General features: G+C 60.2%; 20 protein-coding genes and 1 pseudogene. 12 read left to right on the top strand and 9 right to left on the bottom strand.

Annotation, left to right across the window (positions count from 1 at the left end; translation table 11 throughout):
- Position 1: 1 nt before the first annotated feature.
- Positions 2-244: a DUF3039 domain-containing protein gene (locus A5483_RS08045; protein WP_063811486.1), complete on the bottom strand. Its 243-nt coding sequence runs from the start codon at positions 242-244 to the stop codon at positions 2-4.
- 207 nt (positions 245-451) lie between these two features.
- Here A5483_RS08045 and A5483_RS11460 point away from each other — a divergent pair, with 207 nt between their 5' ends.
- Complete coding sequence (locus A5483_RS11460; protein WP_082864024.1) at positions 452-1,273, top strand: RDD family protein; 822 nt, start codon at positions 452-454, stop codon at positions 1,271-1,273.
- Between the two features lie 90 nt (positions 1,274-1,363).
- Positions 1,364-3,511: a 4-alpha-glucanotransferase gene (gene malQ / locus A5483_RS08035; protein ID WP_063811484.1), complete on the top strand. Its 2,148-nt coding sequence runs from the start codon at positions 1,364-1,366 to the stop codon at positions 3,509-3,511.
- A 78-nt stretch (positions 3,512-3,589) separates the two neighbouring features.
- Here malQ and A5483_RS08030 read toward each other — a convergent pair whose 3' ends face one another.
- Positions 3,590-3,865 (bottom strand): HU family DNA-binding protein, encoded by a 276-nt coding sequence (locus tag A5483_RS08030; RefSeq protein WP_002549218.1) that lies wholly within the window; start codon positions 3,863-3,865, stop codon positions 3,590-3,592.
- 193 nt (positions 3,866-4,058) lie between these two features.
- Complete coding sequence (locus tag A5483_RS08025) at positions 4,059-5,399, bottom strand: nicotinate phosphoribosyltransferase (protein WP_063811483.1); 1,341 nt, start codon at positions 5,397-5,399, stop codon at positions 4,059-4,061.
- A gap of 84 nt (positions 5,400-5,483) precedes the next feature.
- On the opposite strand from A5483_RS08025, the gene clpS reads away from it, so the two are divergent.
- Positions 5,484-5,777 (top strand): ATP-dependent Clp protease adapter ClpS, encoded by a 294-nt coding sequence (gene clpS / locus A5483_RS08020; RefSeq protein WP_063811482.1) that lies wholly within the window; start codon positions 5,484-5,486, stop codon positions 5,775-5,777.
- The gene (locus A5483_RS08015; RefSeq protein WP_002549213.1) at positions 5,774-6,334 is read left to right on the top strand and encodes a DUF2017 family protein; all 561 of its coding nucleotides are present in this window, start codon (positions 5,774-5,776) and stop codon (positions 6,332-6,334) included. The genes clpS and A5483_RS08015 overlap by 4 nt, the downstream gene beginning before the upstream one ends.
- 3 nt (positions 6,335-6,337) lie before the next feature.
- Here A5483_RS08015 and A5483_RS08010 read toward each other — a convergent pair whose 3' ends face one another.
- The 3 genes from A5483_RS08010 to A5483_RS08000 all read right to left on the bottom strand — a co-directional run bounded on the left by A5483_RS08010 (position 6,338) and on the right by A5483_RS08000 (position 9,225).
- Positions 6,338-6,880 (bottom strand): NifU family protein, encoded by a 543-nt coding sequence (locus tag A5483_RS08010; RefSeq protein ID WP_063811481.1) that lies wholly within the window; start codon positions 6,878-6,880, stop codon positions 6,338-6,340.
- The gene (feoB, locus tag A5483_RS08005; protein ID WP_002549215.1) at positions 6,880-8,766 is read right to left on the bottom strand and encodes a ferrous iron transporter B; all 1,887 of its coding nucleotides are present in this window, start codon (positions 8,764-8,766) and stop codon (positions 6,880-6,882) included. Before feoB ends, A5483_RS08010 begins: the two co-directional genes overlap by 1 nt.
- 141 nt (positions 8,767-8,907) lie before the next feature.
- The gene (locus tag A5483_RS08000; RefSeq protein WP_193790462.1) at positions 8,908-9,225 is read right to left on the bottom strand and encodes a FeoA family protein; all 318 of its coding nucleotides are present in this window, start codon (positions 9,223-9,225) and stop codon (positions 8,908-8,910) included.
- 181 nt (positions 9,226-9,406) lie between these two features.
- Here A5483_RS08000 and murI point away from each other — a divergent pair, with 181 nt between their 5' ends.
- Genes murI through A5483_RS07970 form a run of 6 tightly spaced genes read left to right on the top strand, consistent with a single transcriptional unit; the run spans position 9,407 to position 14,390 of the window.
- A complete protein-coding gene (gene murI, locus A5483_RS07995; RefSeq protein ID WP_063811508.1) occupies positions 9,407-10,261 on the top strand; it encodes a glutamate racemase in 855 nt (284 codons plus the stop codon).
- A 32-nt stretch (positions 10,262-10,293) separates the two neighbouring features.
- Positions 10,294-11,058, top strand: coding sequence for a ribonuclease PH (gene rph, locus A5483_RS07990; RefSeq protein ID WP_063811479.1), 765 nt, complete (start codon positions 10,294-10,296; stop codon positions 11,056-11,058).
- Positions 11,055-11,669, top strand: a complete 615-nt coding sequence (gene rdgB / locus A5483_RS07985) for an RdgB/HAM1 family non-canonical purine NTP pyrophosphatase (RefSeq protein ID WP_063811478.1) — start codon at positions 11,055-11,057, stop codon at positions 11,667-11,669. Before rph ends, rdgB begins: the two co-directional genes overlap by 4 nt.
- Positions 11,670-12,482, top strand: coding sequence for a thymidylate synthase (locus A5483_RS07980; RefSeq protein ID WP_063811477.1), 813 nt, complete (start codon positions 11,670-11,672; stop codon positions 12,480-12,482).
- A 43-nt stretch (positions 12,483-12,525) separates the two neighbouring features.
- A complete protein-coding gene (locus A5483_RS07975; RefSeq protein WP_002549281.1) occupies positions 12,526-12,996 on the top strand; it encodes a dihydrofolate reductase in 471 nt (156 codons plus the stop codon).
- A complete protein-coding gene (locus A5483_RS07970) occupies positions 12,993-14,390 on the top strand; it encodes a DNA polymerase IV (RefSeq protein WP_063811476.1) in 1,398 nt (465 codons plus the stop codon). The genes A5483_RS07975 and A5483_RS07970 overlap by 4 nt, the downstream gene beginning before the upstream one ends.
- A gap of 52 nt (positions 14,391-14,442) precedes the next feature.
- Here A5483_RS07970 and A5483_RS07965 read toward each other — a convergent pair whose 3' ends face one another.
- Positions 14,443-16,356: an alpha/beta hydrolase gene (locus A5483_RS07965; protein ID WP_063811475.1), complete on the bottom strand. Its 1,914-nt coding sequence runs from the start codon at positions 16,354-16,356 to the stop codon at positions 14,443-14,445.
- A gap of 170 nt (positions 16,357-16,526) precedes the next feature.
- Here A5483_RS07965 and dcuC point away from each other — a divergent pair, with 170 nt between their 5' ends.
- Both dcuC and A5483_RS07955 read left to right on the top strand, forming a co-directional pair.
- On the top strand, positions 16,527-17,894 hold the full coding sequence (gene dcuC / locus A5483_RS07960) for a C4-dicarboxylate transporter DcuC (RefSeq protein WP_002549270.1): 1,368 nt from the start codon (positions 16,527-16,529) through the stop codon (positions 17,892-17,894).
- Positions 17,895-17,944: 50 nt separating this feature from the next.
- A complete protein-coding gene (locus A5483_RS07955) occupies positions 17,945-18,835 on the top strand; it encodes a MurR/RpiR family transcriptional regulator (RefSeq protein ID WP_042842826.1) in 891 nt (296 codons plus the stop codon).
- Here the strand turns inward: A5483_RS07955 and A5483_RS07950 are convergent.
- Both A5483_RS07950 and A5483_RS12430 read right to left on the bottom strand, forming a co-directional pair.
- Positions 18,825-19,985 carry a lyase family protein gene (locus A5483_RS07950; protein ID WP_233500943.1) on the bottom strand — a complete coding sequence of 387 codons (1,161 nt, stop codon included), beginning with the start codon at positions 19,983-19,985 and terminating at the stop codon, positions 18,825-18,827. The two genes, A5483_RS07955 and A5483_RS07950, sit on opposite strands and share 11 nt — an antisense overlap.
- Positions 19,986-20,189 (bottom strand): annotated as a pseudogene (locus tag A5483_RS12430) (lyase family protein); the annotation flags it as partial.
- Between the last annotated feature and the right edge of the window lie 294 nt (positions 20,190-20,483).

Below are 20,483 nucleotides of genomic sequence, written 5' to 3'. Positions count from 1 at the left end.
ATCACCGATTCATCGACTCGAAGATCTCCTTACACTGCGGGCAGACCGGGAATTTCTCGGGGTTGCGGGAGGGTACCCATACCTTGCCGCACAGGGCGACGACGGGGGTCCCGTTGACCATCGCGTCGGTGAGTTTCGCCTTGGGGACATAGTGTGAGAAGCGCTCGGCGTCACCGTCATCGAAGGATGGACGAGTCTTCTCCTCGACCGCGGTGCTGGAACCTGGTGCCACCTGTGTGCTCATGGTCAACCAGTGTACGTGGCCGCACCGCCGTCATGCGACAGACGGATCTTGCCGACTGGATAGCGACTCGCAATTAGGCCAAACTGGAGGATCAGTGGGCAAGGATGGTGGAACGGAGCTGAGCTCTGATTGGGTTGATAGCGGCACTCGACGACCTTGCCGATGGCGGAAACTGGCATGACCGCTTCTTCGTGGGAGAATGAACTAATGACGAATGCGACTCCACCCCCGATGGGCTGGTACCCCGACCCTGCCGGAAGCGACCAGGAGCGGTATTGGGACGGTGAGCGTTGGACCCGGAATCTGCGTAATCCGCCGGATCCTCAACCGCGCCCTGGCGTTGGCCATGTGCCCGAGACGCTCGCTCCGGTGTCACGGGTCCCGTCATCGCCACGACCTAACGCAGCCGTTTCGCGTCGCGGAGATGTCGATAGGTCGCAGAGTCCAGCGCAGAGTCGGTGGGGATCGACTGCTGATGGAGTCCCTCTAGCCGGCTGGTGGTGGCGGGCGTTGTCGACCATCATCGACGCCGTTCTGGTGTGGATCGTCGTCGGACTGACGATGCATGAGACAGTGGCGAGTATCGTCGACGGTTACCAGACGTTCCTCGCCACCTCGATGCGTGCAGTCAACGCTGGAGCTAGCCCCTCTGACGTCGTCACGATGCAATCCCTGATGAGGGCTGGATTCGTCAGTGACCTGTCGAATCTCGTGGGTGCGGTGATCATTTCGCAAGCGATTTACCAATTCATCATGTTGGCAGCTTGCGCGGGTTCGGTTGGCCAGCTGATGTGCGGGCTGCGAGTCGTCCCCCTTAATAAGGGCAAGGAGGATCATCGCCTGGTGTGGTGGCGTGCTCTCATACGCGCCACCGTGTGGGCCTGCGTCGAGATCGGCAATCAAGTTATCCTCCTGCTGGCACCCTTTAGCTACCTCATGCCGTTGTGGCAGCGTTCCCGTCAAACCATTCACGATGCAGTGGCAGGCACCCAGGTGGTTCGCCCGGTCCGCCAGCCTGGTGTCGAGTAAGTTTCATCTCCGTAGGGGCGATTCGTCGTCCTGGCACAAGCTGTCTGATCCCGATATTCGCCCCGGCGATTGGGGCGCCGAAAGGCCGTCATGTCCTTGACAGATCCCCACCTGACGACCCTGGCCGATCATTTCGGTATCGCTCGTGAGTATCACGACTGGAAGGGCCAGTACACCGAGGTCGGGGAGGCGACCGTTATCGCTGTCTTGGATGGCTTGGGAGTCGATGCGTCGACTCCGGAACGTGCCGAACGCGCGTGCCACGAGGTGGCTAACCGGACGTGGCGTCGAGTGTTGCCCGGGATCGTGGTTCTACGTGAGGGCCAGGAGGGGCGCGTTGACGTCCACGTCAATGCAGGGGAGCGGGTGGAGGTTCACGTCATCTGCGAGGACGGGCAACGCCGCGAGTGTTGGCAGGTCGACAATTGGAATCCTGATCGGCAAGTAGACGATCGCTGGATCGGTGAGGCGACCTTTGGCATCCCTGGCGATTTGCCGCTGGGTTACCATGCGATCGTCGCGACGACCATGGATCATCGCGTGACCTCTACGCTTGTTGTCTCTCCGAATTGGCTCGGGCTTCCCCGTTCGATGGGGTCGTCTCGGGTCTGGGGTCATGCCGTGCAGCTGTATTCGACTCGTTCTCGCACCTCGTGGGGAATGGGCGATTTTTCCGATCTGGCAGACCTGTCTACCTGGGCGGCCACTCAGGGGGCTGACTACGTGCTCGTGAATCCGTTGCACGCCAGCCAGGTTGTTTCCCCGATCGAGCCGTCTCCGTATCTGCCTTGCAGCCGCCTGTTCCTTAATCCGCTGTATGTGCGCCCCGAGATCATCCCGGAGTACGCCGACCTCGACGCCGGTGAGCGCTCGCAGGCGTGTTCGGCTCGAGCCCAGGCAGCAGCCGATGTTGCGGCGATCGATCGAGATCTTTCTTGGAGCGCCAAGTTGTCAGTGCTAGAAGCGATTCATGCCCTTGGTCTGCAGGGATCCAGGGAATTGTCCTACCAGGCATTTCGCAGGCTGCGCGGCACTGGTCTGGTAGATCTCGCGACGTGGTGTGCGCTGACGGAGGTATACGGCAACGACTGGCGTACCTGGCCCAGGCAGTACCAGCGCCCCAACAATCGTGCCGTCTCGGAGTTTGTACGGGCCCACGAGGAACGCGTCGACTTCTTCATGTGGCTGCAGTGGATCGCTGACCAGCAGCTTTCAGCGGCCCAATCTGCCGGACGCGACGCCGGGATGTCTTTGGGGCTTATCTGCGATATGGCCGTCGGCGTTTCCGGTGCCGGAGCCGATGCGTGGATGCTTGGGGAACTCTTTGCTGACGGCGTTTCCGTCGGGTCGCCGCCTGACGCTTTTAATCAGGCTGGACAGGAGTGGGGCCAGCCCCCGATGCGCCCCGACGTTCTCGCCGATCTGGCATACCAGCCCTTCCGCGACATGGTGCGGGCTGCTTTGCGTCACGCCGGTGGCATCCGTATTGACCATATTCTCGGTCTGTTCCGGCTGTGGTGGGTTCCCGCTGGTCTTGGCCCGCGCATGGGTACGTACATTCGATACGACCACGAAGCTATGGTCGGTATTTTGGCGTTAGAGGCTTACCGGGCTGGTGCCCTCGTCGTGGGCGAGGACCTGGGGACGGTGGAACCGTGGGTGCGTGCCTACTTGCGTGAACGTGGCATCATGGGCACCTCAGTACTGTGGTTTGAGAATGGCGAGGACGGCAACCCGCTGGCCCCTGAGCAGTGGCGCGAGTATGCCATGAGTTCGGTCACGACCCATGATCTGCCTCCCACCACTGGGTACCTGGCTGGTGATCACGTCGAGGTTCGTAGTGAGCTGGGACTGCTCACTGAGTCTGTCGAATACGAGCGTGCTGCGGCAGCCCGTCAGACTGCCGCCTGGATCGCCATCCTGCGTGCGCGTGGCGTCTTGGCGGGGGATAACCCCTCCGAGGAGGAGATCGTGTTAGCGATGCACCGCATGCTTACTCGTACCCCGTCAAAGGTGCTCAACGTCACCCTGACTGACGCAGTGGGGGATCGTCGGACCCAAAACCTGCCGGGTACTACGAATGAATATCCGAACTGGCGGGTCCCTCTCAGCCATCCGGATGGTTCTCCGATGTGGCTGGAGGAGGTCTTCACTGATGAGCGGGCTGCGCGGCTGTCCCAAGTCATGAACGAGAAGTCACCGTCATGCGTGACAGGTGAGCGGTTGGCGCGAGCGTGATAACGAAAAACTGGGGTCCGGTGCCACATAAGCACCGGGCCCCAAACGTTGAGAGGTCCAACGACCCCGAGTGGTCGCTCAGTCAGCGACGGCCTTCTTGAGGGTGCTGGAAGCCGAGATCTTGACAGCCTTGTGAGCCGGGATGGTCATGGACTCGCCGGTACGGGGGTTGCGGCCGTTGCGAGCGGGACGCTCAACGGCTTCGGCGGTGAACAGACCGGGCAGCTGCACCTTCTCGCCCTTAGCCAGAGCGGCGGTGATGACGTCGGTGAGAGCCTTAACGGCCTCGTTGGTTTGGGCCTCAGTGAGCGAGGCCTGCTTGGCGACGGCCTTGATGAGCTCGGACTTGGTCATGGGGTCTCCTCAAATGGACTGTGTTCGGTTTCGGCTTGTTGCCGTGTTCCTACTCATTGACACTAGCGGTTGTCGGTCCTCAGTCAAGCCCAAAACCGCGTCATAAGGGGCTTTTGGGTCGATTTTGGGCCGTAATTGACCCGCTTGTCACATGTTCAGTGTGCCCTGGATACGTTTCCTGGGGTGTGGTGGTTTAGGAGAGGGAGGCACCAAGAACCGTGTCAGCGCCGTCGTTGCCCTGCCTTACCATGACCGTCGGGATGGCCTGGTCGCCACGCGAAATGCGTCGTCCGGAGATCGGCAGCTCGGCGATAGCAGCCTGGTGACGTTTACGCGCTGCTGCCAGCGGCTCACGGCCCACAACGTCGCCGTTGACGATGAGTGGGACGATGAGATTGCGGTCGTCAGCGCCGATGGCTGGCTGCTGGCCCACCCCGACGACCTCTGCGGTGGCTGTCCCCCCTGAGCCAATGCGGCGTACCGCGTACTTGCGTCCGCCTACGGTGTTCTTGTGGGACGATTTCTTGGCTACCGGCAGTAGCTCGGCGTCGGGATCGTTTGAGATGGCGCGCGCGACCAGCTTGTAGACGAAGGAGCAGGTCGGAGCTCCTGAACCGGTCACCAGGGAGGTTCCGACACCGAATCCGTCGACGGGAGCACCGCGTAGGGCGGCGATCTGCCACTCGTCGAGGTCGCTGGTGACGATGACGCGGGTCTCGGTGGCACCGAGGTCGTCGAGCAGATCGCGGACCTGCCGGGCGACGATGGATAGATCACCGGAGTCGATGCGGACTGCGCCGAGATGTCCCTCGGTGAGGCGGACGGCGGTGCGTACCGCATTGTCGATGTCGTAGGTGTCGACTAGCAGGGTGGTGCTCTGCCCGTAGGCAGCCAGTTGGGCGCGGAAAGCATCCTCCTCGGTGTCATGAAGGAGGGTGAAGGCATGGGCAGCGGTGCCAGAGGTGGGGACGCCATAGCGGATTCCAGCAGCCAAATTAGAGGTTGGGCCGAAACCGGCGATCCAAGCGGCGCGGGCGGCTGCCACTGCGGACTCCTCATGGGTGCGTCGTGAACCCATCTCGATGATTGAGCGGCCTTCAGCCATCATGACCATGCGGGATGCGGCGGAGGCGATAGCAGAGTCGTGGTTGTACACGCTCAGCAGCATGGTCTCGAGTAGACAAGCTTCTGCGAAGGTGCCCTCAACAGTGAGTAGTGGGGAACCGGGGAAGTATAGATCGCCTTCAGCGTAACCGTGGATGGAGCCGGTGAATCGGTAGTGTGACAGCCACTCGGCCATCTGCGGGCCGACTACGCCGGTGCGTTCCAAGAAGGAGACTTCTTCGTCGGTGAACCGGAAGTTCTCGATAGCGTCAAGCACTCGCCCGGTGCCGGCGACGACTCCGTAGCGGCGGCCTTCAGGCAGGCGACGGGGGAACAATTCAAAGACGCAGCGCCGGTCGGCGGTTCCCGATGCCATGGCAGCCTCGACCATGGTCAACTCGTAGTGGTCGGTGAACAATGCGGTCGACATGAGTCACAGTCTAGAGGGGTGCGTTCTCAACGGCGTGTGCGGCAGTGTGCTTATTCTGTCTCACGTGGGTGACAGAATAAGCACATGTCTGTAGCCATCGCGGAACCCATCGCACGGACTGACCGCCTTGACGACCAGGACTCGACGTGGACGACGGTCGTCTGGGACGATCCGGTGAATCTCATGGACTACGTGACGATGGTGTTTATGAGGTATTTCGGGTACCCGCGCGAACGCGCCACCCAGCTTATGATCCAGGTACATAACCAGGGTCGAGCGACGGTAGCCGAGGGTAGTAAGGAAGAGATGGAGGCCGCCGTGCATGCCATGCACGGCTACGGGTTGCAGGCCTCGGTCGAAAAAGGCGGCCAGGAGTGAGGATCGAGGGCACCCGGAACCATTGGGTGTGGTACCTAGAGCATGTCGAAATTATCGGCATCGAGATCGCTCTGGGCCATTATATGGAGGCCTTGTCGCGTCTGCGTACCGCTCCTGCGCATCCGATGTCGGGCGAGGACCCGTTCGTTTTTTGGGAGAGCCAGTTTTCTGGGCTTCAGGAGGACGACGAGGTGCGTCGATCGATTCTGCCGAGCGCCTACCGTGACGACGACTCAGCAGATGCGCAATTCCATGTCGATCATGACGCCGAGGACGTCGCGGCGAGGTGGGAAGACGCTCAGACCTTGCGCACTGATATGGAGGTATTGCACCGAACCGGCCGTATCTCCATGGACCCTGAAATGACGCAACGATGGCTTCGCACTGTCAATGCGCTACGTGGCATGATGGCCGCCAGACTAGGGATCATCGACCAGACCGCCGCCGATCAAGTCGCTCAGGCGGCCCAGGACGAATTGGAAGCCGAGGAGGAGGGCGTCTACGAGTGGCTCGGTTTCATCGTGGAGGTGCTCGTTGAAGTGGAGTTGTCGGAGTAGGCGTCAGATTTCTCGTACGGTGACCGGTTCGCGCAGTCGTAGACTCAGCTGGCGTTCCAGGCGCTGATGAAGGGTCATGATGGCTGCTGGGCAACCTCGGCATGCTCCCTTCATAGCGACGTCGACTCTGTGCTCTTCGCCGTCGACCGACACGTCGACTAGTTCGATTGATCCACCGTGCATCTCGGCAACTGCACCGACGGGCCCATCGATGAGTTCGTCGGCGCATCGACGCAGAGTCTCGATCTCGTTGAGGGGCTGGCAATCAGGGCCGCTCACCCATGCGTCGGTGTGTTCTAGGGCCGTCGTCAAGGCAGTCCGGAAGCCAGCACCGATGCGTTCCCAAGTACTGTCGATAACAGTGGCCGTGACAGCGCCGACCGTCACTTCCACGCGCACTCGGTCGAGGAATTCGTCGAGGCCGGGCGCACTCACCAGCAATCCGGCGAAGGGCAATGAAACCCCCGAAACCACCCAACGCAGGGTGTCGCGGTCGGCAGTTGCCTCAGGATGCACGGCGGCAGAAGGGCGAGAAGCGAGTTTCATCAGATCAGCAGGTTCGTCACGAGATGACCGATAAAGGCCATCATCCACGCCAGCACAAACATGTAACCGAAAGCGATCGCGGGCCATTTCCATCCGCCAGTCTCGCGTTTCATGATCGCGACCGTCGACATGCACTGCAGGGCGTAAGCGAAGAAGAGGATGAGGGCGACGATGGTCGCCGGGGTGAAGATCTTCTCCCCCTGATGTTCTCCGTGGGTCCATGTCCAACGGTCGAGCTGCTGGGCGACTTCCGTATCGTCTTCGGGATCGGTGGCTGAGGCCATCTGGCCTAGGGACGATACCGCGACCTCGCGGGCAGCCAGGGAGCCGATGAGGGAGACGTCAACCCGCCAGTCGAATCCCAGCGGTTCAAATACTGGCTCTACAGCTTTGCCGACTCTCGCAGCGATGGAGTGGTCCATGGTGTAGGCGGCTACCGCGACGTCGTTGCCGGGGTCGATCCCGGCCTTGGTGAGCTCAGCGTTGGACCGCATCGGGAACGTCGTCAGGGCCCAGATGATGATGGTCGTCAGCATGATGATGGTTCCGGCCTTATGCAGGAATGCCTTAGTGGGCTCCCACATTGCGATGCCCACGGACCGTAGGGTCGGAATGCGGTATGGCGGCATCTCCATGTAGAAGGGCAGTAGAAGACCGGAGCGGTCGGTGATCTTTTTGACGACCCATGCCGCTGTCATCGCCGAGACTGCACCAAGCAGATAGAGCAGGAACATCGCGACCCCTCGCCCTGAGAACGGCCCGACCTGTGCGGCGTTGGGAATGAGCATCCCTACTAGGAGTACGTAGACTGGCAGACGAGCTGAGCAGGTGGCCAGCGGGACGCCGAGCATCGTGGCGATCCTGTCCTTGGCCGAGGGAATGGTCCGTGTAGCCATGATGCCGGGTATGGCGCAGGCGAAGGAGGACAGCATAGCGACGAAGGCTCGCCCCTCCAGCCCGGCACGGCTCATGACCTTATCCATGAGGAATGCCGCTCGCGACATGTAGCCCACCGCATCAAGTAGCGCCAGGAGCAGGTACATCAGCAAGATCTGGGGGACGAAGGTCAGCACTGCACCGACGCCGCCGATGATGCCGTCGCCTAGCAGGCCTGCCAGCACCGGGTTAGAGATGTTGTTATCGACCCATCCGCCGAGCCAGCCGAAGGCGTTGTCGATAGCGTCCTGGAGTGGTGCCGCCCAGGTGAAGAGGGCCTGGAAGAACAGGAACATCACCAGGAAGAAGATGATCGTTCCGAATACCGGGTGCAGAAGTACTTTGTCGATGCGTTCGGTACGGGTGTCGGGCTGGGGATCCTGGTAGCCGGCGCTGGTGAGCACTGAGTCCACCCATCCGGCGAGTTCATCGGCGGCGGTGGGCGGAGACACTGGGGGGCGGCTCCAGGTCTGCCACTCGCTGATGAGGTGACGCAGTTCCCCGATGCCGATGCCACGATTAGCGATCACGGATACCACAGGCACGCCTAGCGCTTGGGACAAAGCGGTGATGTCGAGGCTGCCGCCGCGGCGTCTCAGTTCGTCGGTCATGGTGACGATGACGGCGGTGGGAAGTTTGCGTTCTAGGGTCTCGGCGAGGAGTAGTAGTGACCGCCGTAGGGCCGTTGCATCGGTGACGACGAGGACGGCGTCAGGGGCTTGAACGTTTTCGAGGGATCCGTCCAGGGCTTCGGCGACGACGGCTTCGTCTGGGGAGATAGGGGTCAGGGAATAGGCGCCCGGAAGGTCTTCGATGCCGTATTCATCCTTGCCAATCCGGCAGACGCCGGTACTGCGAGAGACGGTGACTCCGGGATAGTTGCCAGTTTTGGCATGGAGGCCGGTGAGTTGGTTGAAGACCGACGTCTTGCCTCCGTTGGGGGAACCCACTAGGTCCAGTTTGGGTGAGCCTTTTGCCGGCGCTGCTGTCGGAACGGCATGGCAGGACGTTGCGGTGGGTGTGGGCATCAGGAAACCTCGGATCGACGCAAATCGGGTTGCGTAAGGTGAAGGTGGGGTGAAGGAGGAAGGTCACGCAGCGGCAGCGGCAGCGGCGACGCACTGTTGAGTGGCCGGCTGCGCCTGGGGTATCGGGCGGACCATGATCATGTCCGCCTGGGCGCGACGCAGGCACATCTGGACGTCGCAGACGTGAAAGACCATGGGGCCACCGAAGGGTGCCTGGCGAATCTTGGTGATCTCGCGGCCGCGCCCAAAACCGAGCATGTGGAGACGGTGACAGATATGGTCCGCGCAGTCGACAGCGATGTCCTCGATGGTCGCGCCTTGCCCGGTTGGCAATGAACTGAGCGGTACGACGACCGAGTTGTTCGCGATGCTGCGGTTTATGGGCCTCGTCATCCTGATCCCCCTTGATGTCCTTGGCGGCGTCGGAATCCCCAACGCACCCTCAGAGAATAGCCAAGCCTTACCTCAATGTCATCACGAGGGGTGAGTTTTCGTCAGGCGAACGTCGTGAAAACTCCCGGGGTGGTCGCTTGGTGACGATCGCGCGGTAGTGTGTCAAGCCGTGACCGAGCCTGATTTCGACGTTGTCGACTCGCCGATCGGCATCTTCGACTCCGGATTCGGAGGACTGACGGTGGCTCGATCCGTCGTCGACCTCATGCCTAACGAAGACATCGTCTACCTGGGCGACACGGACCGTGCTCCCTATGGTGAGAAGACCATCGCCGACGTACGACAATATGCCCTGCAATGCCTCGACCGACTTGTCGCCCACGGCGTTAAGGCCCTGCTTATCGCATGCAATACCGCATCCTCGGCGGTGTTGAGAGATGCCCGGGAACGTTACGAGGTGCCGGTTGTTGATGTCATCATGCCAGCGGCTCGTAGGGCTAGTTCTGCGACTCGTAATGGGCGGATCGGCGTTATTTGTACCGAGGCGACAGCTCGCTCCCTGTCCTATGAGGATGCGCTAGCTGCGGTGCCCGGCATCACGTTGACGACTCAGGCTTGCCCGAAGTTCGTCCCATTCGTTGAGGCGGGGATCACCAGCGGATCGGAGCTCGAGGCTATTGCTCGGGAGTATTTGACGCCTATCCAGGAGGCTGGTTGTGACACTCTCATCTTGGGGTGCACTCACTATCCGCTGCTGGCTGGGCTCATCTCGTACGTCTTAGGCGACGGCGTCACCCTTATTTCTTCGTCTCAGCAGTGTGCTCGCGCGTCTTACTCCCTGCTGGCTGACTCTGGGCTATTGCACTCTCAGCCTCGCGAGTCGAGCCGCTATTTCCTCACCACGGGGAATGCTGAGCGCTTTGAAAGACTGGGGCGACGACTGATGGAGGGATTCGTCCACGATGTGCAGTCGGTTCATGCCGATGTGCGCTCTTTCGGTGACCGCGCGGTTGTCCGAGGCTGACTCTCGCCTGGTGGCGTTTTCGCGACCACTGTGTGTCGGTGCGGCCCACTACCCTTGGCGATGTGAGTGAGACTTCTCGACTTGATGGACGCGGCCTGGATCAGTTGCGGGACGTCAGAATTGAACGCGGTTGGTTGTCCCAGGCTGAGGGATCGGTGCTGGTGAGCTTTGGACGCACCACTGTGCTGTGCAATGCCTCGGTCACTGAGGGTGTGCCGCGCTGGCGCAAGGGGTCCGGGCTGGGATGGGTTACCGCCGAGTATGAGATGCTCCCGCGTGCCACCAATGAGCGGTCTGGTCGCGAGTCCCGCAAGGGCAAGATCGGAGGCCGTACCCATGAGATATCGCGTCTGGTAGGGCGTTCCCTGCGTGCTGTCGTTGACGACAAGGCGCTAGGAGAGAACACCATTATTCTCGACTGCGACGTGCTACAGGCTGACGGTGGTACCCGCACTGCCTCGATCACCGGTGCCTACGTCGCCTTGGTTGATGCCGTGAACTGGTTGCGGGAGCGTCGCGGACTGGTGAGCGAACCCATCACTGGATCAGTGCAGGCTATCTCGGTTGGTGTCGTCGGCGGCGTCCCGATGCTTGATCTTGCCTATGAGGAGGATTCGCGTGCCGACACCGACATGAACGTCGTCATGAGCGGCAGTGGGGACTTTGTCGAGATCCAGGGAACGGCCGAGGGTGCCCCCTTTAACCGCACTCTGCTCAACGAGTTGCTCGATCTAGCTGCTGGCGGCTGCGCAACCCTCAAGCAGGCCCAGTCCGAGGCCTTGGGGGTGACGCTGTGAGCCGGATCGTGCTGGCATCCAATAACGCTAAGAAACTGGTCGAGCTGCGTCGCACCTTCGAGGGTGCAGGCACCGACGTCGAGATCGTCGGCTTGTCGGAGGTCAGCGATGCCCCGGCGCCGGAGGAAACCGGTAGAACCTTTGTGGAGAACGCCCTCATCAAGGCCCGTGCTGCCGCCCACGAAACCGATTTGCCTGCTCTGGCTGACGATTCCGGGCTAGAAGTTGACGCCCTCAACCGGATGCCCGGTATCCGTTCGGCACGCTGGTCGGGTCCTCAGGCCAATGACGAGCGCAACCTTCAGTTGCTGCTCGATCAGACCTTCGACCTTCCGGATGAGCGTCGTCACGGTAGGTTCGTATGTGCGATGGCATTTGTCGACCCAGATGGCACCGAGATCACCAAGGTGGCGACGATGGAGGGGCGGATCATCTCGCAGGCCCGCGGGGAGAACGGTTTTGGCTATGACCCGATGTTTGTTCCCGATGCCCAGCCCGGTGCCCTCACGAGTGCTGAGATGACACCAGAAGTCAAGGATGCCATCAGTCACCGGGGACAAGCTGTTCGCGCGATCGTTCCGGCAGTTGTCGCTCATCTGGAGGGTCGCTGAATGCAGATCTACCTCGACTTGTTGCGGCGGATTCTTGCGGAGGGCGTGCGCCGCGAGGATCGCACCGGCACCGGAACCCTCAGTGTGTTCGGGCACCAGATGGTTTTTGATCTGCGTGAGGGGTTCCCGCTGGTGACGACGAAAAAGATCTACACCCGCAGCGTGTTCGGGGAGTTGCTGTGGTTTCTGCGCGGGGATACCAATGTCGGTTGGCTGCACGATAACAGCATCCATATCTGGGACGAGTGGGCCGACGGAAACGGTGATTTAGGGCCGGTTTACGGCCATCAATGGCGGTCTTGGCCCGACGGTGACGGTGGCACGATTGATCAGATTGCCAAGGTGGTTGAGCAGATTCGTACTAATCCGTGGTCGCGTCGTCACATTGTCTCGGCGTGGAATGTGGCCGAGATCGAGGAGATGGCCCTGCCGCCGTGCCACACCCTGTTCCAGTTTTACGTCACACCGGATGATCGGGGTGAGCCGACTTGGTTGAGCTGCCAGCTGTACCAGCGTTCCGGTGACACCTTCCTCGGAGTGCCGTTCAATATCGCTTCATATGCTCTGCTCACCCATCTAGTGGCATCGGTGACCGGGCTCAAACCGTTGCGGTTCGTTCATACTTTGGGTGATGCTCACGTGTATCTCAATCACCTCGACCAGGTCCATGAGCAGTTGGAGCGTGAGCCGCGTCACCTACCGACGCTCACCGTCAATCCGGATATCCGTGACATTGACGAGTTCGAGTTGTCCGACATTACGCTGACCGGCTACGACCCATATCCGGCGCTGCCCGCCCCGGTTGCGGTCTGACCGGGTGCCGGGGTCAGTGTTCCGAGGAGTCGCAGGAGGATCGATGAAGGTCGTCGCGATCGCCGCCGTCGCCGATAACGGCGTGATCGGATCGGGACAGGAGATGCTGTGGCACATTAGTGCGGATTTTCGTCGTTTTAAGGCTGTGACGATGGGCCATACGTTGGTCTTCGGGCGTCGTACTTTTGAGCAGGTCGGCAAGCTTCCTGGGCGTCGTCATATCATCTGCACCCGCGACCCGCACTGGTCCCATGAGGGGGTGGACGTCGCAACTAGCCTGTGTCAGGCCGTCGAGATGGCGCGGGAGGCCGGCGAGGAGATCTGTTTTGTTGCCGGAGGTGGGCAGATCTACGCCGACGCTTTCGAGTTGTGCGACGAGCTCGACATCACCGAGGTTCATCAGAGTCCGAATGGTGCGGTGCGTTTCCCTGCCATTGACCCTGCGGTGTGGGTGGAGGTCCGCCGCGAGCCTCGTGACGGCTTCGACTTCGTCGGGTACCGGCGCCGGGCATGAGATCGACGGCGTCGATCCTCCACCTGGACATGGACGCGTTCTTCGCCTCGGTGGAGCAGCGGGATAAGCCTTCCTTGGTTGGCAAGGCTATCATCGTCGGTGGGGTCGGTGGCAGAGGAGTGGTCGCGACGGCCTCCTATGAGGCCCGCAAATTCGGGGTGCATTCGGCGATGGCTGGGTCGCAGGCCCGTCGGCTGGCCCCGAACGCCGCGTTTTTGTCCGGACGGTTCGAGGCCTATCGAGAGTCTTCGAAGGCTGTCATGGCGACGTTGCGGGAGCTCTCGCCGCTTGTCGAGCCATTGAGTCTTGACGAGGCGTTTGTCGATCTAGAAGCCGGTGACATCGACGTCGAGAACTTTGACGCTTTGTATCAAGTTGCCGTTGAATTGCGCGCCCGGGTGGCAGAGCGCACCGAGGGGTTGAGTTGCTCGGTGGGTATCGGGTCGAGCAAATTCATGGCCAAGGTTGCCTCTGAGATGGCCAAGCCGCAACGTGGCCATACCGATCAGATCGCTCTCATCGCTCCCGGTACTGAGGCTGATACCATCGCGCCTTTACCAGCCCGGGCTATCCCTGGAGTCGGGCCGGTTACGGCGGAGCGGTTGGAGAAGTTGGGGCTTCGCACTATCGCTGACGTTCGGGCTGCGCGGGAGTCCGAGCTGGTTCATGAGTTGGGCCATGCTGCGGGGGCGAGTCTTGTTGCCCTGTCGCGGGCGCGGGATGACCGGCCGGTAGTGGCCAGCCGAATCGCTAAGTCGATCTCAGTGGAGGATACCTTCGAGCATGACCTCACCCATCGCGAGGAGTGTCGTCAGATTGTGGAGCGTCATGCGGGTTTGGTGTGTGGTCGGTTGAAGAAGTCTGGGCAGTTCGCTCGTACTGTCACCCTTAAGGCGAAGATGGCCGACTTTACTGGCTGGTCGCGGTCGGTGACCCTGACGGGAGCCACCGATTCGCTTGAGAGGATCTCCCAGCTGGCGGTGCGGATGCTGGAGTCCCTTGACTTGCGCGAGGGAGTGCGTTTGCTGGGTGTTGGGGTGTCGAATTTCACCACGTGTGCCCAGGAGGAACTTTTCACCGTTGACGGCGAAGGGAGGCTGCTCGACGAGCCCGAGGTCACCGAGGAGATCACCCCCATCCAGCCGGGGCCTTTTGGACGACGTCGATCTTTTGACGGGCGTAATTGGCCTCCTGGGGTTGATCTCATTCACGACGAGTATGGACGTGGCTGGGTGTGGGGTTCGGGGCACGGCATTGTCACGTGTCGATTTGAATACCGGGGAAGTGAGGTTGGAAGAGTGAAGTCGGTTCGGCAAGACGACGTGGCGCTCCACCCGGCTCACCCTCTTCCTCTGACATGGCAACCGCCGCAGGAGGACGTCCCCTCCGAGTGATGTGCGCCTCGGGCCATGAGGCTGACGTGTCTGGGCGCATTGCGGCCCTCACTCAGAACATGGGGATATACGCCACCGATCCACCTAATGCCATCAGGGCGAAGATCGTGGTGGTGACGATCGGGCCGAGCCATACCCGCCCGGTGGCATGGTAGAAGGCGCGGTTGAACAGCGGCAGTACCACCATCATGGGTAGCAGAGATTGCAGCATGTTGACGTACAGCCAGTTCGTCGTCCAGAACACCGTCCCGGTCGAGAAGAGTGTGACGTACTGGATGACGAAGATGGCTGCCAGGCCGATGGAATTGGCCAGCGCGATGATGAGCCAGTTGACCCAGCGACGTTGGTTGTTGAATCGCATAGAGGTATTGACTCGCAACGAGTTCGAGAAGAAGAACAGGAACAAGGCTGGCACATAGGTCAGTGCTATGAGGAACCAGCGTTTTGTTAGCGGGCGGGCAGCTACCACGAAAAGTCGGTAGTCAACGTGGAAGAAGCCGTAGGTGGCTGCCAGGATTGTGTAGAAGATGACGATGACGAGCAGGGCTAGGGCGAGGGTCCGTCCGGTCTGGGCCCAGTTCATCCGAATTCCCCAGTCTTTGGCTTCGTCGTCGCCGTGTTTCTTTGATATGACGTGACTGATCCACAACAGGATGAGGCCTAGCAGGCCGTTAACTAGCGACCACAGCACGACCCCGTTAACCATTCGTCCGGGGAAGAACCAGCCGTTTTGTTTGTTGGCTGCGGCCGAGAAGATGTGCTGGCTAGCTACCGATAACGGGATGAAGGTTACGCAGGCAACGGTTGCTGAGATGGTGAAAATTGTCCAAAACATCACCGCGCCTTTGCCCTTGGGCTTCGATGGGGCAGGGGAGATGTCGGTGCGAGCTTCTGACAACCACGGAATTGTCAGAAGCAGTTTCGTCAGGGGCACGAGCATGGCCAGCGCTGCGACGAGGCACAGGCCGTTGAAGAGTTCTTTGAGCCACCATGTTTGGTTGGAGGTACTCATCTGGTGCGGAGCGCCAATAGTGTCGTCGAAGAACTGAATCATCGACCCGATAGCGCTGGGAGTGAGTGGTTGGAACGGGTGAATCGTCCGGTCGTTATATGCCACGCGGTAGGTTCGATCGGCAGCTGATCCGTAGCCTTTCCCGATGACTACGTGATCGACGTGTTGTGACTTGGGTAGACCAGAGTTGATGACGGCAATGGCTTCTGGGGCGTGACGTAGATCGCCATTGTGGTTCTTGTTGCGGTAGCTGCCTTCGTCGTAGAGGGCGTAGCCGATGCCGACATTGGACCGGATGTTTTTGAGCTTCTTGGCGTTTAGTTGTTGTAACCAACCGGAGATGAAGACGGAGCGGATGGGGTTGAGTTGTTCGGCTTTTTCGCGCTCCTCCTTCGTGATCGTCGTGCCGCCGGGGGAGTCGGGAGTCTTAGCTTTCTTGAGGGCCTTGACTTCCTTGGTGCCGTATTCTGCGGCCATGTGGCGCACTTGGGATCCACCTGCGGAATGGCCAGTGATGCCGATCTTGGCCTTATCGACGTAGTTGAGAGCGTCGGTACGCGAAACGTAGTCGATGACCGTCTGGATACTGGGGTCGTCACTGTGGGGAGGTTGGGAGGTCGATTCGCCTTGGTTGTACGGATCGACGACGAGGGTGACGTATCCGCGGCGGGCGAGTTCCAGGGAGTAGGAGATCTGGGTCTCTTTGGTGCGCTGGAATCCTGGCGTCACGACGATGAGAGGGGCCTTGTGTGTTGCTGTTGCGGTGTCGGGTCGGAAGAGGTCGGCACTAACTACAGTTCCGTCCTTGCCAGGGATTTTGAGCCCTTGGACGGCGATATGGCCGCCTCCGGTCTGGATGAGGCTTGCTCCAATCGCTCCTGCCAAGATGAGCAACAGACAGATGAGGACGTGTATTGCCGATCGGGGTCGTCGCAGCCTGGTTGCTGAGTGCATCAGTGCTCCTTGTCATTGGTTCCCATGGGGATCGATTTCATGGGGACGTCAGTGCCGTAAGGGGCACCGTCGCCAACTGGAGAAATGTTAGTATTGTTTCTAACACTGTTGAAGACGTAGTTTAATTTTCATAAGTTACGTTTCACAGACGGGTTGACGAAGGAGTCATCATGACAGCTGCGCTTGCGGTGTGTGCGCTGCTCGTGACGGTTGCGGCCGGGCGGTTGCTGGTTAAGCGATACCGGCCGGTGCTCGTGCTGTTAGGTGCCGGACTGTTGCTTGTGCTCATCAGGGTGATCCTCAGGCCGTCGGTGCCGTTGATGAACGGTAAGGAGAGCTCTGGCAGTGTCTGGTTTGACATCATTGGGCTCGTCGAGTCCATCGCGAAGGACCAGCTCACGGGCGTTGGACTCATCATCATGGCCGCTGGCGGGTTCTCGTCCTACATGAATCGGGTGGGGGCTACGGAGGCTCTTGTTCGGCTCGTCACTACCCCAATTACCAAACTCAAGCAGCCCTATCTCATCCTCGTGCTGGCCTACATCATTGGCCAGCTCCTCTTCCTGGTTATTCCGAGCGCCGCTGGCCTCGCGATGCTGCTGGTCGTCGTCATGATGCCCATCATCATTGCGGCGGGAGTCAGCCCAGCAGTCGGCGCTGCTGTCATCGCGACGACGAGTGCCATGCCGATCGGCCCAGCTACTGGAACTGAAATCTTGGCCGCCCATACTGTGGGTCTGTCTCCAGCGGTCTATTTCGTGAAGCACCAGCTTCCGGTGGCCATCCCGACGGTCATCGCGGTAGCTATCACCCATTTTTTCGTGCAACGCCGTCTGGATCGTAAGGGAGATGATGAAGTTGGTGGGCATAGTGACGAGTACAGCTCGTCGGGCCGCACTGCACCGCGTTGGTACGCGCTGTTCCTGCTGTTGCCGATCATTCTCCTTGTTGTTTTTAGTCCGTTTGGCGTGACATCTATTCAGCTTTCTACAGTCTCGGCTTTCCTGCTGGTGTGGGTGTTTGCAGTGATCGTCGAACTCATCGGCAACCATGACCGCTCATCGGTGCTTACTGACGCGAACGCCATGTTCGTTGGTATGGGCACGATGTTCGCCAAGGTGGTGTCTCTCATCATTGCGGCTCAGCTGTTTGCTGAGGGCCTTAAGCAAGCTGGCGTTATTACATTGCTCGTTAAAGGAGCTGAAGGGATTGGCCTGTCGTTGTGGGGGATGGCAATCCTGTTCACCTTGGTCGTCGGCTTGGTGACTTTCCTGACTGGCTCGGGGGTGGGCTCGTTTACCTCCTTCGCCTCGCTGGCTCCTGGGATCGCCAACGGGCTTTCAGGCAGCGCAACGAACCTCGTTACTCCGATGCAGTTCGCCGGTGGGCTGTTTCGCTCTGTCTCGCCGATCTCGGGTCTTGTCATTACGGCAGCCGGAGCCGCGGGTGTCTCGCCGATGGCCGTCGTCAGGCGAACGGTGCTTCCCATGCTTGTCGGACTCATCGTCATGATGGCTTCGAGCCTGATCTTCATTTGATGCCCGAGTAATATCTACGGTTGCCACAGTGGTTGCTGTGAGTTTTTACCATGGAGGAGGCGAAGATGGCTGAGTCCAAGGGCTCGGCACGTGACAGCTTATATGCCCGGTTGGGAGAGCTACAAGCGTTGACGCCGACCGATGCCGTCATTGCTCGGTACTGTGAAGATTCTTTTCCTCACTTGGCCTTGGAGAATTTGGATGAGATCAGTGCTGCGACGGGTACCTCGACGGCGTCGGTGACGCGTTTTGTGCGCAAGCTGGGCTATGTCAGCTTCCGTGACTTCTCGCGGAGTCTTCGTGAGGAGGTTGCCGCTAACTTTGACCTTCCTAGTGATCGCACTACCGATGACCTCACGACCGATGAGCCGGGAGCCATGTGGCGTTCCAAGATGGAAGCTGCCCGACGCAGCATTGATATTGGTCTGAATTCGTTGGATGGTGAAATATTCGACCGAGTTGTTGAGTTGCTACGCGACGATTCCCGTCCGCTCTACCTTGTTGCTGCTGCTACCGGGCATGCTTTGCTTGATTATTTCCGGTTGCTGGTGTGCTATTACCGGCGTGACGTTATTTTGTTGGATTCGACCGACCGGATGGCCCATCAGCTCATTGACCTTCCTGACAACGCTATCTTGTTGGCATCTGTGTTTGACCGGCATTCCCGAATGGTTGAGTCGGTCTTGCGGCTCTTTCGCCAGCGCAACATGACGACGGTGCTTCTGACGAACCGTTCTTCTACTCCGATGCGCAGGTACGCTGACCATGTTTTGTTGGTGTCTTCGGAGTCCTCTACGGCGTTTCGGTCGAGGGCCTGCTACCTCATCTTGTTGGAATCATTGGTGGCTGCTTTAGCTCCGGAGGATCACGAGGTTGAGCGTTCCCGGGTCGAGACGATGCAGGGGTTATTTGACGAACTCGGGGTTTTTATTACTCCGTGATGTCGGTTCCGGTATGTGGCTGGCCAGCGGCAAGGCGTCGGGATAACTCTGCGGATAGGCCGGTGTACGCCGACGGGTCTGACAGCTCATCAAGGTTGATGTTATCGAGTTTTTCGGTAATTTCTGGCCTGCCTTTGACGAATTCGCGTAGGCTAATTCCGTCGGTCCGGTATGCGGCTGAATACTCCTGTAACAGATCGTGGGCTTTTTCGTGGCCCAACTGTGTAGCCAGCTCCATCATGCTTCCTTCGCTGACGAGTAGGACGCCTTCTCGACGGGCGTTGGCGTCGAGGCAGCTGGCATCGAAGTGCAGGACGTCCAAGAGGTTGAGTAGCTTCTGGCCTGCTCCGTCGACGGCTGCCAGGATGCGGGGGATGGCATCTCTTTCGACTTCGAGCTGACGGTGGTCGCGCTCGAAGTCGCCGGGTGGGTTGGTAAGGACGGTGGCGGCGGCGCCGGCGGCCATTCGGGCAGCTGCCGAGATCTTCATCGTGGAGAAGGGGTTGCGTTTCTGCGGCATGGTGCTTGAGCCGGACAGGTGGGGATTGAGAGTTTCGGCGGCCTCCTGAAATTCAGTGCGTTGCATGTCGTAGAGGTCCTCGGCGATTTTTCCTAGTGTCTGTGCGTGGATCGCGAGGTTGCATGCCAATTCCGTGAGGCCATCGCGGGAGGAGTGCCAGGCAATGAGTTCGCAAACCAGGTCGAGCTCCCGTGCGATGCCCGTGGCGATGGCAGTGCCGTGGGAGCCCATTGATGCGTACGTTCCCGCGGCCCCCGAGAATTGCACCAGCAGGCAGCGCTTGCGGACTTCGCTCAGGCGATCGCGGGAGCGCTCGAGGTCAGCCACCCAGCGAGCAAACCTCATGCCGAGGGTGGTGGGGACGGCGTGCTGGCCGTTGGTGCGCGCCACCATGAGGGTTTCGGCGTGGCGTCCGGCGAGGTCGCGGATGCGTTTCAATAATTTGTCGGTGCAGTCGGCAATGAGGTTTAAGGAGTTTCGGATTTGTAGGCTGCGTGCGGTGTCGAGAATGTCCTGGGTGGTGGCTCCGTAGTGGACCCATTGGCGGGTGTCGTCGTCGAGGGCAGAGCGCAGGGCATCGAGTCCCAGGGCAAACGGGTTGCCGCTTTCGCCGTCGAGGATCTGTGTCATGACGGTGTCGGTGGCCCTGGCTTGGCTAGTGATCCGAGCGCCGGTTCCGACCGGGATCATCCCGATGGCGGTCTGAACTCGCGCCAGGGCAGCCTCAACGTCGAACCAGCTTTGGACTGTCGAGCGTTCTGACCAGATATGGTCCATCTGCGCGGTGACGTACCCGCGGCGGGTGATCTGGTTGTCGAAGGATCCGAACGCCATTGTCTGCCACCTTTAATGATCGGCTGCTTGTGTCAGTAATTTTACATATCCGGGTGGTGAGGTCACAGGATGGGGATAGCCGTTGCCTGTGGGGCAGGTGTACAGTGTTCGCTGTCGGCCCAATGGTTGGGTTGATGCCTGGGTGATGTGGGGAAGCCGGTGGGAATCCGGCGCTGTCCCGCAACCGTGATCATGCCGAAAGGTGTGGGAGTCGGAGTACCAGATCACATCGGGGTGGTTTGAGGTTCCGTCGTGGGTTGCGGATCGACACCGATGCTTGAACGTCAGTGCTGT

The organism is Cutibacterium namnetense, assembly GCF_001642025.1.
In the GTDB taxonomy this organism is placed as follows: Bacteria; Actinomycetota; Actinomycetes; order Propionibacteriales; family Propionibacteriaceae; genus Cutibacterium; species Cutibacterium namnetense.
Note: the sequence above shows the minus strand (reverse complement) of the source record. Positions and strands in the feature narration are given on the sequence as shown.